The sequence below is a fragment of the Chryseobacterium sp. HMWF035 genome, assembly GCF_003094695.1.
GTDB classification, from domain to species: domain Bacteria; phylum Bacteroidota; class Bacteroidia; order Flavobacteriales; family Weeksellaceae; genus Chryseobacterium; species Chryseobacterium gambrini.
Genome location: NZ_QEHP01000049.1, coordinates 36,626 through 49,083 on the forward strand (window position 1 = coordinate 36,626; position 12,458 = coordinate 49,083).

12 protein-coding genes and 1 other RNA gene are annotated in these 12,458 nt (G+C 37.1%); 7 read left to right on the forward strand and 6 right to left on the reverse strand.

Translation table 11 applies throughout. From position 1 onward, the window contains the following. Positions 1-51: 51 nt before the first annotated feature. Positions 52-376, forward strand: an RNA gene (rnpB, locus tag DD829_RS08020) — RNase P RNA component class A. Between the two features lie 91 nt (positions 377-467). Here rnpB and DD829_RS08025 read toward each other — a convergent pair. Both DD829_RS08025 and DD829_RS08030 read right to left on the reverse strand, forming a co-directional pair. Further along, positions 468-1,337, reverse strand: a complete 870-nt coding sequence (locus DD829_RS08025; protein ID WP_108411374.1) for a polyphosphate kinase 2 family protein — start codon at positions 1,335-1,337, stop codon at positions 468-470. 150 nt (positions 1,338-1,487) lie between these two features. Continuing rightward, the gene (locus DD829_RS08030) at positions 1,488-1,982 is read right to left on the reverse strand and encodes a DUF1573 domain-containing protein (RefSeq protein WP_108410364.1); all 495 of its coding nucleotides are present in this window, start codon (positions 1,980-1,982) and stop codon (positions 1,488-1,490) included. A 127-nt stretch (positions 1,983-2,109) separates the two neighbouring features. Between DD829_RS08030 and DD829_RS08035 the strand changes: the two genes are divergently transcribed. The 6 genes from DD829_RS08035 (at position 2,110) to DD829_RS08060 (ending at position 8,664) form a co-directional block, all read left to right on the forward strand. Continuing rightward, positions 2,110-4,725 (forward strand): valine--tRNA ligase, encoded by a 2,616-nt coding sequence (locus tag DD829_RS08035; RefSeq protein WP_108410363.1) that lies wholly within the window; start codon positions 2,110-2,112, stop codon positions 4,723-4,725. Positions 4,726-4,792: 67 nt separating this feature from the next. Further along, entirely contained in the window at positions 4,793-5,428 is a 636-nt protein-coding gene (locus DD829_RS08040; RefSeq protein WP_108410362.1) for a DUF4241 domain-containing protein, read from the forward strand. Between the two features lie 83 nt (positions 5,429-5,511). After that, entirely contained in the window at positions 5,512-6,402 is an 891-nt protein-coding gene (locus tag DD829_RS08045) for a PfkB family carbohydrate kinase (protein WP_108410361.1), read from the forward strand. 87 nt (positions 6,403-6,489) lie between these two features. After that, positions 6,490-7,329, forward strand: coding sequence for an alpha/beta fold hydrolase (locus DD829_RS08050; protein ID WP_108410360.1), 840 nt, complete (start codon positions 6,490-6,492; stop codon positions 7,327-7,329). A gap of 58 nt (positions 7,330-7,387) precedes the next feature. Continuing rightward, positions 7,388-8,032, forward strand: a complete 645-nt coding sequence (locus DD829_RS08055) for an HD domain-containing protein (protein WP_108410359.1) — start codon at positions 7,388-7,390, stop codon at positions 8,030-8,032. A 38-nt stretch (positions 8,033-8,070) separates the two neighbouring features. Then, complete coding sequence (locus DD829_RS08060) at positions 8,071-8,664, forward strand: hypothetical protein (RefSeq protein WP_084196497.1); 594 nt, start codon at positions 8,071-8,073, stop codon at positions 8,662-8,664. Positions 8,665-8,714: 50 nt separating this feature from the next. On the opposite strand, the gene DD829_RS08065 is transcribed toward DD829_RS08060, so the two are convergent. From DD829_RS08065 to DD829_RS08080, 4 genes are all read right to left on the reverse strand, one after another. Continuing rightward, entirely contained in the window at positions 8,715-8,945 is a 231-nt protein-coding gene (locus DD829_RS08065; protein WP_076395986.1) for a hypothetical protein, read from the reverse strand. A 194-nt stretch (positions 8,946-9,139) separates the two neighbouring features. Continuing rightward, positions 9,140-10,030 (reverse strand): DUF72 domain-containing protein, encoded by an 891-nt coding sequence (locus DD829_RS08070; protein WP_108410358.1) that lies wholly within the window; start codon positions 10,028-10,030, stop codon positions 9,140-9,142. Between the two features lie 95 nt (positions 10,031-10,125). Continuing rightward, complete coding sequence (locus DD829_RS08075; protein WP_108410357.1) at positions 10,126-11,694, reverse strand: hypothetical protein; 1,569 nt, start codon at positions 11,692-11,694, stop codon at positions 10,126-10,128. Positions 11,695-11,703: 9 nt separating this feature from the next. Next, positions 11,704-12,276, reverse strand: coding sequence for a hypothetical protein (locus DD829_RS08080; protein WP_076395980.1), 573 nt, complete (start codon positions 12,274-12,276; stop codon positions 11,704-11,706). Between the last annotated feature and the right edge of the window lie 182 nt (positions 12,277-12,458).

The following is a 12,458-nucleotide window of genomic DNA, read 5'->3' on the forward strand; positions in this document are numbered from 1 at the left end:
TTATCAAATTATCACATTGTCAAATTTTCAAATTATCTATCTTTGCAGCCACGAGAAAATCGGCTTGTTGATTTCCCGTTTCACGGGAGGTAGGAAAGTCCGGACACCGTAGAGCAGCAAAACGGATAACATCCGTCACCCGAGAGGGTAGGACAAGTGCAACAGAAAGGATGTACAGTTCGGCTGTAGTGAAACCAGGTAAACTCTTTGTGGTGCAATGATAAGTATATCGGTTCTTTTCAGCAGTGAAAATAGGAGTTGCTCGCTCTGAAAGCCGAGGGGTAATCAGCTAAAGTTTTGCAGCAATGTAAGACGCAGATAAATAACAGGCACTTCTTCGGAAGAACAAAATCCGGCTTATAGATTTTCTCGTGGTTTTTTTATGCTGGAAGTTAGAGGCTGGAAGAAGGAAGTCTTCAACGCAATCATTTAAACCTCCCTCTTCAAGCTTCCTTCCCCATTTCAAATTATTCGCTTTCCAGTTGTTTTTTTGCTTTCGCTAAATCTTCGCGATCCTCTTCCGATAATTTAGGGTACTGCAGATTCATTTTTTCTAAAGCATCAATAATAATCTGTATCGCGGCAACTCTTGCAAACCATTTGTTATCAGCCGGAAGAACATACCAAGGCGCGTAATCTTTTGAAGTCTCATTGATTGCCGTTTCGTAGCATTCCATATATTTTTCGAATAAAGCCCTCTCCGGAAGATCGGCGGCGGAAAATTTCCAGTTTTTCTCCTGTTCGTTAATTCTGTCGAGAAGTCTTTTCTTTTGTTCGTCTTTAGAAACATTCAGGAATATTTTTACAACGGTCGTTCCGTTTTGGGCAAGATGCTTTTCAAAATTTCTGATGCTTTCATAGCGGTTTTCCCAGAATTTATCATCAAAATCTTTAATGGATTTCCATGTTTTTTCGCTTAAATTATATTCAGGATGAACTTTGCAGACCAGTACACTTTCGTAATGAGATCGGTTAAAAATTCCGATCATTCCTTTTTGGGGTAGTGCCAAATAATGTCTCCATAAAAAATCATGGGTATATTCTTTCGAAGTGGGAGTTTTGAAGCTCGTTACATTACAGCCTTGCGGATTCACTCCCCCGAAAACGTGTTCAATCATGCTGTCTTTTCCTGCGGCATCCATCGCCTGAAGTATCACTAAGAGAGACTGGCTTCCATCCGAATACAATTTCTCCTGAAGCTCACGAAGCTTTTCTTTTTCGTTTAATAATAATTGTTCCCCTTCTTCTTTAGTAAGTTTTCCTTTGTATTCTGTTGAAGCTTTTTTAATGGAAAATTTACCTTTTATCAAAAAATCGTCTGAAAAGTTAGTGTCCATGTTTATTTTAAATTATTAAAAAGATTAAAGATTAATTTTGGTCACAATCTATCAGCTAAAAACCGTTAACCATCAACTAACCTAATATAAATGTAATAAAAAAACCGCCTCCATGAGACGGTTTCGTTTATTTTAGTAGAAATTTTACCATTATGCAGCAGTTTTAGCAGCAGCTTTAGCCGCTTTTTTTGCTTCCTTTTTCGCAGCTTTCGCAGCCGCTTTCTCTTCTTTAGCTTTAGCCTTCAATTCCTCTGGAGTCAATGGCTTTGGATCCGGAGCATTAGGGTCTACGTTTCCTTTGATGTAGATTACACTTCTGCTGTTTACAGGGTCGTTAGAAAATACTTCGATCATTTTGTTGAAACCACCGTTGATTGCAGTATTGTATCCTACCTTGATTTTAGCTGATTTTCCGGGTAGAATAGGATCCTGGCTGAATTCCGGAGTTGTACATCCGCAAGATGCTTTTACATTCGATAAAATAAGAGGCTTATCTCCTGTATTGGTTACCGTAAAGAATCTGATACCGTCTGAACTTGGCTTTACATTTCCGTAATCGAAAGTAGTTTTGTCAAACGTAATCGTTTGTGCAGATGCAATAGCGAATGTTCCGAATAATGCAATTCCTGCGATTAATTTTTTCATATTCTTGAATATTAAATATGTTGTTAGATAAATTTTGAGAAACAAAGTTAAAAATTATTTTAATTCATACTTAAAATATTTTTCTTTAGACTATTTTTGCAAATTGTAAATTAAAGTAAAAGAATTTATGCAGATTTCAGAAAAGTACAATCCACAGGAAACAGAACAAAAGTGGTACAATTACTGGTTGGAAAATAAATACTTCCATTCAGAGCCCAATGACAAGCCGCCTTATACTGTTGTAATTCCTCCGCCAAACGTTACGGGGATTTTGCACATGGGGCATATGCTTAACAATACCATTCAGGATGTGCTGGTCCGTCGTGCAAGAATGCAGGGCTTTAATGCTTGCTGGGTTCCGGGAACAGATCACGCTTCCATTGCTACGGAAGCGAAAGTGGTTGCTAAACTGAAGTCTGAAGGAGTCAATAAATCTGATATTACAAGAGAAGAGTTTTTAAAACACGCCTGGGAATGGACCGATAAATACGGAGGAACAATTCTTGAGCAGCTTAAAAAATTAGGATGTTCATGCGATTGGGACAGAACCCGTTTCACGATGGAACCCAAACTTTCTCAGCAGGTGATTAAGTCTTTTGTTGATCTTTACAACAAAGGACTCATTTACCGTGGGTACAGAATGGTAAACTGGGATCCCGAAGCAAAAACCAATATTTCCGACGAAGAAGTAATCTTTAAGGAACAGAATGGGAAATTATACTTCCTGAAATATGCCATTGAAGGCTCAGAAGAATTCCTGTCAGTAGCGACAACGCGTCCGGAAACTATTTTCGGGGATACTGCAGTGTGTATCAATCCTAATGATGAGAGATACGCTCATTTAAAAGGTAAAAAAGTAATCGTACCGATCGTTAACAGAGTAATTCCGATTATAGAGGACGAATATGTAGATATCGAATTCGGAACAGGGGCTTTGAAAATTACGCCTGCTCACGACATCAATGATTACGAAATCGGACAAAAACACAATCTTCAGATGATTGATGCTTTGGATGATGACGGAAATCTGAACGATCACGGTTTACACTACGCCGGAAAAAACAGATTCGAGGTAAGAAAGCAGATTGCGAAAGAACTGGAAGAAAAAGATCTTTTGCTGAAAGCAGAAGATTACGTAAATAAAGTAGGAACATCAGAAAGAACAGGCGCGGTAATTGAGCCTAAAGTTTCTGTACAGTGGTTCCTGAAAATGTCTGAAATTGCAAAACCAGCTTTGGATGTTGTAATGGATGATGAGGTTAAATTTTATCCTGAAAAGTTTAAAAATACCTACAAGCACTGGATGGAAAACATCCGCGACTGGAATATTTCCCGACAGCTTTGGTGGGGACAGCAAATTCCTGCGTTCTATTATGGTGACGGAGAAAATGATTTCGTAGTTGCAGAAACTATCGAAGAAGCATTAGAACTTGCAAAACAAAAAACCAACAACGATCAACTGACAACTGACAACTTAAAACAGGACGAAGATGCTTTAGATACATGGTTCTCTTCATGGTTGTGGCCAATGTCTGTTTTCGATGGACTGCTTGATCCTGAAAACAAAGACATCAATTATTATTACCCGACTTCAGATTTGGTTACAGGTCCGGATATTATTTTCTTCTGGGTAGCAAGAATGATTATGGCAGGGTTGGAATACAGAAAAGAAGTTCCGTTTAAAAATGTTTATTTCACAGGAATTGTAAGAGATAAGCAGAGAAGAAAGATGTCTAAATCTTTAGGAAATTCACCGGATCCGTTGGAATTAATGGATAAATACGGAGCAGATGGAGTTCGTGTAGGAATTTTATTAAGTTCTGCAGCAGGAAACGACCTTCTTTTTGATGAAGATCTAATGCTTCAGGGAAGAAACTTTATGTCAAAGATCTGGAGTGCATTCCGATTGATCAATTTGTGGAATCATGAAGATAAACCGGCAAATTCAACAGAACTTCAGGCAATTGAATGGTTTGAAAATAAATTAAATAAAACAATTGCTGAGATCAACGATCAATTTGAGAAATTCAGAATTTCTGATGCTTTGCATTTGATTTATAAATTAATTTGGGATGATTTCTGTGGTTATTATCTTGAATCAATCAAACCAAATTATGGTGAAGGTATTTCAAAAGAAGTTTATAACAAGACTGTTGAACTTTTTGAAGAATTAATGAAGCAGGTGCATCCGTTTTTACCTTTCCAGTCAGAAGAAATCTGGCAGTTAATTTCTGAAAGAACAGCAGAGGAAGCGTTGGTTATCGCGCAGCAGAAAAAAGCAGGTGAATTTGATGAAGAAATAATTCGAAAGTTTGAATTTGCTTCAGAAATTATTTCCGGCGTTAGAAATTACCGTCAGACAAAAGGGATTTCTCCAAGAGAAGCTGCCGAAATTTATACAAATGCTTCAGAATTTCCTAACGAATCAGTGATTAAGAAATTGGCTAATGTTTCTGAAATTCATTTCGGAACAAAAACAGAGAAGCCGAGCTTTACATTTTTGGTGGGCGCAACAGAAATTTCAATTCCTTTAAGTGAAAACTTAGATTTGGGAGAAGAGAAAACGAAAACAGAAGAAGAATTAAAGTACCTGAAAGGATTCCTGATCTCTGTAGATAAAAAGCTTTCTAACGAAAAATTTGTTGCCAATGCAAAACCGGAAATTGTTGAGGTTGAAAGGAAAAAACAAAAAGACGCTCTCGACAAAATAGCAATTTTGGAAGAGAAGCTGAAAAATTTATAATTTAAAGGTTTTTAAGATTAAGGTTGGGTTTTACTCAGCCTTAATTAATCTTAGCAGAAAATTAAAGATGACACACATAGAAAACATCAAAAAACTGTTCTCCAAAAACTTCGTAGAAAGTCCCTTGCTGGAAAGCTTCGAAGTTGGGAAAATTTATCTTTCCAGTGGAAAGCTCGTTGCCTGTGATCCTCTTATTACAAACGATATGAAGCCATTTTCAACAGATTTTCCGAAAGGAGATTTTTCTGTTCTGCTGCATAAAGAGAGAGAAAGCAATTGTGTGGCGTATGCCGAAATCATTTTCAGCCAGTCAGAAATTACAGACTGGAAACTGGCGACAACAGAAGGGCAGAACGTAAAAGATCTTGCAGAAGGAGAAGTTTTCGGATATCCTGTGGAAAGCGGGATGGGCTGCTTTATGGATGTGGATACACAAAATAGTCTTAACGAACTGGAGCAAAGATTGTATCATAGCAAAGGAGTGGATTTTATGGGAATTTATGAAGAGTTTTTCCATGAATATTTCTTTGACGAAAAAGGAGCGATCGATCAGTTTGCCTTTTTAAAGCCCTCAGAAAATCATCCGGGAACTATTTTCGCCTTTGAGACAGGATATGGAGAAGGCTTTTATGCAAGTTATATTGCATTTGATAAAAATAATAATCCTGTAAAAATCGTAACAGAATTTATTGAAATTAGTTAATTTTAGTTAATTGTTTTTGAAATTATAATTTCATATCATAAATTTGTTAGAATCACGAAATATTAAACCCATAAGAAACACTAATGAATTTTTCCTCAGAACAGCCAAAGATTATCGTTGTAGGCAGCTCTTCGATAGATCTTGTTTTAGAAACCGAAAAAGTTCCCTGTGAGAACGAGACGGTTATTGCCCGAAAATCCGAAAGTTACTTTGGAGGGAAAGGAGCCAATCAGGCAGTTGGCGCGGCACGTTTGGGAGCAAGCGTGTATTTTGTAGGCTGTGTGGGAATGGATCCGCTTGGTCAGCAGATCATGAGGAATATGGTGAACGAAAATGTAAACGTAGGCTTTGTCTTCGAAACAGATCGTGAATCTACCGGTACAGCTTATGTCACCACTTCAGACGGCAGTGCAGCAATTGTAGTAGTTCCGGCTGCCAATAACTATCTTAGTGTAGAACATGTAGAGGCGGCAGATAAATATTTTCATACGGCAGATCTTGTGCTTCTTCAGCTTGAAGTTTCCATGAAGGTGATAGAGTATACAGTAAAAAAAGCCAAGAAATATGGTAAAAAAGTAGGTCTGTATGCTTCGCCTGCGCAACGATTGAGTGATGAAGTTTTAAATAATGTAGATTTTATTGTCGTAAAAAGCAATGAACTGCATATTGTTTTCGGAGAAGATCAGAGAGAAGAAATTCTTAAAAAATATTTCAATAAAGTTTTTGTAAGAGACGATATTAATTCTACTATTTATTTTGACGGTACGGAAATGAAGTACTGCAGAAACGATAAGGATAAGACTGCTTTTAAAATGGGAATGGGAGATGGTTTCACGGTAGGATTTTCTATTGCGTTATGCCACAAAAATTCCATAGAAGAGTGTGTGAAATTCGGGAATGAAGTTTCGGCAAGAGTTTCCGCGGAAAAAGGTTCCCAATGTGGTCTTCCAAGAGTTTCAGATTTCACGTCATAAGCTATTTGCTACATATCGAAACTTTTAAACTAAACATAAAATATAAAGTAAAATTTCCACTTTTATAGTGGATTTTTTCTTTTACCCATGAAAGAGCTTAAACTTACTACATCTGATCACGTTTCAATAATTGCCCATTTGTTTTTGCCGGAAAAAAGCAATCGTAAATTGTTGCTTATAAACTCTGCAACCGGAGTAAAACAGCAGGTTTACTTTTCCTTTGCGCAGTTTTTTTCCGAAAAAGGATTTACGGTCATCACCTATGATTATCGCGGAATCGGGCTTTCAAAACCTGAAAATATGAGAGGCTTTAATGCTTCCATGAGAATCTGGGGTTGCGAAGATTTTAAAGCCGTTACAGATTATATTCAGAAAAATTTTAACGATTATCATAAGTACTGTTTAGGACATTCAGTTGGTGCATTAATTTTAGGAATGAATAAAGATGCGGAAATCTTCGAAGAGTTTTTCTTCGTGGGAACCCAGAATGCTTTTGTGGGGCATCTGAAATTCAAAACAAAAATTGAAGCTTATCTCGGTTTCGGAATTGCCCAGCCTTTAACCACCGCATTACTAGGTTATTTCCCGGGAAATTGGTTCGGACTTGGAGAAAGTCTTCCGAAAAATTGCGCATATGACTGGAGAACCTTAATTTTAAACAAAAAATCGACCAACAGATTACTGGAGAAAATTGAGGATTATTCTAAAAATTTAACGCAGAAAGTATTTGTAATTTGTGCTGAAGATGATGCGTGGCTCACTGAAAAAGGCGTAAAAAGTCTGATGAACGATACCTATCCGAATCTTCAGCCTACATACAGACTGGTGAAAATTTCAGAATCGGAAAAAGGTGAAATCGGGCACATTAATTTTTTCAGAAGTTACAATAAGAAACTGTGGAATATTATTTTAAACGAAATTCCCTGATAAATCATTTTTTCTTTTTGACAAGTTGGTCGCCAAACATTTAAATGAATTGATAGTAATGAAGAATCTGATCCAAAACACGGTAGAATTTGTAAAAGAAAAACTGGAAGGTGCAGAAGCGGGACACGACTGGTTTCACATCGAAAGAGTATGGAAATTAGCCAAAAAAATAGCAGAAACAGAAAGCTGCAATCAGGAAGTTGTAGAACTTGCGGCTTTGCTTCACGATATTGCCGATCCCAAATTTCATAACGGCGATGAAACCCTTGCTTTGAAAGTTTCCCGTGAGTTTCTCGAAAGCCAGAATGCCGCGGAAGAATTAATTGAACAGGTTTTGTTCATTATTAAAAATATTTCCTTTAAAAACAGGGGAGAAGTTCCTCAAAATCTTCCTGTTGAACTGAAAATTGTGCAGGATGCAGACCGGATTGATGCCATCGGAGCCATCGGAATCGGAAGAACGTTCAACTTCGGAGGCTTTAAAAATAATCCGATGTATGATCCCAATGTAGAGCCTAAACTCAATATGTCTAAGGAAGAATATAAAAAATCCAACGGAACCACCATCAACCATTTTTACGAAAAACTTTTGCTGCTGAAAGATCTGATGAATACGGAAAAAGGAAAGGAAATTGCTGGGGAAAGACACGATTTTATGCTGAAATTCCTCGATCAGTTCTACAAAGAATGGAATGTTGAATAGTATTCTTTTGAAACCCTTTAAATAAGTATCTTTGCAGTATGGTATTTATTGTTCTGGTCATCTTCTGGGCTTCTGTTTTTTCTCTCCTGCTTTCCAAGCTGAAGAAAGGAAAGGGCGCAGAATGGGCAAAATTATTCCGCATTGTTACGATTATTTTTTCATTCTCTATCTTCACGTATTGGTTTATCAAGAAAAGCACGATAGGCATTGTAGAAAATTCCGTTGCGCTTCAGGTTATCAATAAACTACCGCAGCCTCTGGATTTTTATGTACTTACGCTGAATGATGCTGAAACTGGTAAAGTAGTCGATACGAAACATCTGGGAACCATCCGTCCGGAATATTACAGAATAGAATATCTGAAAATGGATAAGTCTGATGAATATTGGGTGGTAGGATATTTAGGCAAAAAAAATCTTGTATACTTCTCTCAGAATTCGGTCCCGAATAAAAATATAGATCAGATTATTGAAGTTCAGAATTATATTATTCAGAGTTCAAAACTTTCGGATCTGGCAAAAAAACAGATTGATGCTTATAATCATGAGAACGTAAAACTGGGAATCTGGATTACTTTAGATTTTCTGCTTCTGTTTCTCAACATTATGCTGCTTCTGAGAAAAAGAAAATAAAAAAATCCCAATCTTTGCTGAAGGTTGGGATTTTTTATTGGGTTAAAAGATTAAGGATAATCAAGAATAATCATGATTCTTTCTTTATGCTCTTCCGGACAGTTCTTAATCAGCTTATCTTTATTGTGCTTACTGATTTGTTTCGGTTCCAGCCATTCCGTAACATCGGAACTTAAGCTGTTGTTGTCGTATGTTCTTTTTATTTTTTCGTTCTCATAAAAAGTATACTCGTCACCGAGCCAGTTGCTGGTAATACTTATTGTACAAATTTCCTTTTCCATACTGTTATTGGTTTTTATTGTGCTTTGATTAATGTAGAATCTCTTCTTTCTAATTTACTAATTATAACAATATGAATAAAGGTTTTACAGTAATTTTTTTTACAGACAAAAAAGTGAATTATTTATATTAAAAATGCACTTTTTGTTATTAATTATCCCACTTATTGGTGAGTAAAATTAAAATTTGTTAAATCTTAAAATAAACTTCCTGTACTTTCTTTTGCCATTTCGGGGATGTGAATGTCTTTTTTCCACTCTTCATTCACTTTTTTGATGAAATAAGCGGAAAGCAGTGGAGAAGCCTTTTCAATATTCTGATGCACAAAAAAATACAGATTCTGCAATCCTTCGTTTTTCCATTGGGTAAGATGTTTCATCCAGTCATCCAGTCTGTCATAATCACTTTCTGCGTTGGCTCCAACATAGCGGATAAATGCATTCGGTGTGGTGAGACGCATATGAAGCATATCTCTTCTTCCTGCAGTATCTACAATAATGTTGGTGATGTTGTTTTCTTCAAACAGATCGCAGGTCTTATTAAGAATCTCTTCATCGGTAAACCAGTCTGTATTTCTCAGCTCTATCGCAAGAGGAACTTCTTTTGGCCAGTTTTTTACGAATTTTTCCAGTCTTTCATAATCTTTCGGCTTGAAATTATCGTGAAGCTGAAGGAATACCATTCCCAGTTTTTCATCAAAATTTAAAACCGCAGTTGCGAACTGGGTTACCACATCGTCTATATTTAGCAGTCTTCTGAAATGGGAAACTGTATTTGTTATTTTTGGGAAAAATTTAAAATCAGCGGGAGTTTTTTCTTTCCACGTCTGTACCTGTTCCGGAGTCGGCATACCGTAAAAGGTTGCATTCAGCTCAATAGAATTAAACTGCGTTGCATAATACGTGAGCTCATCTTTTGTACCTTTTGGATAAAAGCCTTTCAGGTCTGTCTTGTTCCATTTTGCGCATCCGATGGAGATGTTTTCCAGTCCTTTTTTATTCTGGTTTAATATTTCCTTGGTTCTGGGATGATCTTTGGGTAATGTAAAATCTATCTTTGAAGGATCTTCAACTTGTCCGAATTTCATATCTGAATATTTTTAGAATTAAAATGTATAACAAATATAAAACAAAACCACAGAAATTTTCTGTGGTTTGTCCGGTTATATAATTTAGTTAAGGTTTACTTTATGCCCTGCGTTACCATTTTATTAGAAACTACCGAATAAACACAGCCGGTTGACTTTAATGTAACCGTAATGGTTGCAGGAACCGATCTGTACGCTGTGTCACCATACGGCTCAACAATATTACCGTTAGAATCTTTTAAAGTTCTGCCTTTTACGGTATACGTCATTGTTGCCGTTCCGGTAAATCCGCTTGAAGGATAGAATGTTACAATTCCTGTATTCTTATTATAGCTCCATGTTCCCTGTGGGGTTACTTTTCTGCGGTATAAAGTAAGATCGGTATCTCCCGTTTTCGTAAAACTGAATGTAGTTTTATCGATATTGTTTTTATTCCCTGTAGGCGGAGTTGTAATACTGATGGGACCTTTGTAGGCAATATCGTTATCCAAAACCGGGATCGAAACCGGCTGAAGTTTACAGGTTGTTGCCACATCATCATTCGTAACAGCGGAATAAGGCAATGTTAACTTCACATTTCGGATAATATGCTGTTGATACGCTGCTCCGGTTGATGCCGCAAAACCAAGTTTTAAAACCGCAGGTACTGCAGCATTTAAAGTCTGGTTTGTAGCCGCGCCTTCAGCATCCGAGCTGTTAAAATCTGTTACGGAAGGATTTGCATTTTCGCTGTACGGAACAGAGGTTTTGTAATGATAATAATCAATAATATTAATCGGGGTTCCGTTTTGTGTGGTCTGAATATCTACTTTTATATCAAATCCGTCTGTGGTGGTTGCTGTTACAAAGTGAGGAATCAGATCCAGATACACTTTTCTGAATTCTCCGCTTCCGTTTCTCAGATCAAAAGTAGAAGCCAATGTATTGGTGGTGGAAGCATACGATCTGTCCGCCTGTAATATTCTTCCTACGGTTCCTGTATTGCTTAATGTAGATCGGCTTACCAGAACCGGATATCCTGTGTAGCCATCTCCTAAGCCATTGGTATTGATGGCGGCTCCTTTGGCTCCTCTCAATGTTACGTGGCTTGATCCCTGGCTCCATGTTACTCCTGTAATACCGTTAACTCTGGATTCACCCTGAAAACGTTTTGATTTAAAATTTCCGAATTCATCTAGCGCAATCCCAAGATACGCTCCTGATAAACCGGGTTTTCTGAATGATGCAAAATCATTTTTTGCTCTGTTATAAGCATATCCCAAACCTGCACCGGAAGATCCGATTGTAGGATTGGTTACAGAACCGTCGTACAGGAAAAAAGATAAACCGTCACCATACGAACCACTGAATGGAGCACCGGATTTCATATCGTATTCAAATTCTACGTGTAAACCGTTTACCGAAGTAAAAGTTCTGCCGTTGATAAATAATCCTCCGAACTGACCTGAGCTTGCAGGGGTAAGCTGTACTCCTGTGGCAGTATGGGAAGCATTTCCCTGTATGGTAAGCTCGGATGCCGAAGAAGCATTCATTAAAGAGCTTGAATAGGAATAAAATCCGTAAATACTGGCAACTTCAGTACTGTCTGTCTGTGCGTACAGGAAAGTTGTAAGCAAAGTAAATATAAGGCTCATCACCGATAGCCCTCTGAAATTCTTTTTCATGATGTTTACTTATTTTACGACAAAAACAATGTTAATAAAAGAAGCAGGTGTGGCGTTTGCTAGTACATCATAATTTAAAACTCCTGTATTGCTGATGCTGTTAATCCTGAACACAGTAGAATCGTATCCTGTTACATAATAGTGAAGATCTGTTGCGTTAGGAAAGAAAGGAATCGTTGCCGGAGCGGAAGCACTTCTCGCATTGGAAGGAATATTCGAAAACTGATTTTTATACAATGTGTATAAATCTTTCGTTTGTCCTGCTGCAATGGTAGTCGTATCAAAAACAACACTTGGCATGTAGAAAAATCTTGCCGAATACGGAGAAAGGCACACCCAGTCGGGAGCTGCCGGAGTTCCGACATTCTGGCTGATACATTTTTTATTGGTATCAAAAATAACCAATCCTGTTGCAGGATTAGTAACCAATGAAAGATTACTGATTCTCGGGAGTAAAAGTCCTTTTGAATTACTCGAAATGTCTAAAGAAGAACTTGGATCCGGTAAAGATGTATTGATGCCAACTTGTGCGGTAATACTGTAAGAAAGAATTACCAAAATTAGAGTGATAATTTTGTGCATTTTAGAAATAATTTTTTGTGTTCATACCATTGATAAACTTTTTACCAATAGCTATTATTTGATTAAGGTTTCTGTGTGTTTTTTTATTTATAAAATAATATTTATCTTATGATTTAAAATAGAAGTTTACTCTCCGATGTTATATTTTTAATGATAGAAACTTTATGACTGATCATTAAAAA

Excerpts from the sequence above, each read along its gene's own strand:
- DD829_RS08080 (WP_076395980.1), bottom strand. The coding sequence starts at position 12,276 with ATGCACAAAATTATCACTCTAATTTTGGTAATTCTTTCTTACAGTATT.
- DD829_RS08065 (WP_076395986.1), bottom strand. The coding sequence starts at position 8,945 with ATGGAAAAGGAAATTTGTACAATAAGTATTACCAGCAACTGGCTCGGT.
- DD829_RS08040 (WP_108410362.1), top strand. The coding sequence starts at position 4,793 with ATGACACACATAGAAAACATCAAAAAACTGTTCTCCAAAAACTTCGTA.
- DD829_RS08050 (WP_108410360.1), top strand. The coding sequence starts at position 6,490 with ATGAAAGAGCTTAAACTTACTACATCTGATCACGTTTCAATAATTGCC.
- DD829_RS08045 (WP_108410361.1), top strand. The coding sequence starts at position 5,512 with ATGAATTTTTCCTCAGAACAGCCAAAGATTATCGTTGTAGGCAGCTCT.
- DD829_RS08055 (WP_108410359.1), top strand. The coding sequence starts at position 7,388 with ATGAAGAATCTGATCCAAAACACGGTAGAATTTGTAAAAGAAAAACTG.
- DD829_RS08070 (WP_108410358.1), bottom strand. The coding sequence starts at position 10,030 with ATGAAATTCGGACAAGTTGAAGATCCTTCAAAGATAGATTTTACATTA.
- DD829_RS08030 (WP_108410364.1), bottom strand. The coding sequence starts at position 1,982 with ATGAAAAAATTAATCGCAGGAATTGCATTATTCGGAACATTCGCTATT.
- DD829_RS08035 (WP_108410363.1), top strand. The coding sequence starts at position 2,110 with ATGCAGATTTCAGAAAAGTACAATCCACAGGAAACAGAACAAAAGTGG.
- DD829_RS08025 (WP_108411374.1), bottom strand. The coding sequence starts at position 1,337 with ATGGACACTAACTTTTCAGACGATTTTTTGATAAAAGGTAAATTTTCC.
- DD829_RS08075 (WP_108410357.1), bottom strand. The coding sequence starts at position 11,694 with ATGAAAAAGAATTTCAGAGGGCTATCGGTGATGAGCCTTATATTTACT.
- DD829_RS08060 (WP_084196497.1), top strand. The coding sequence starts at position 8,071 with ATGGTATTTATTGTTCTGGTCATCTTCTGGGCTTCTGTTTTTTCTCTC.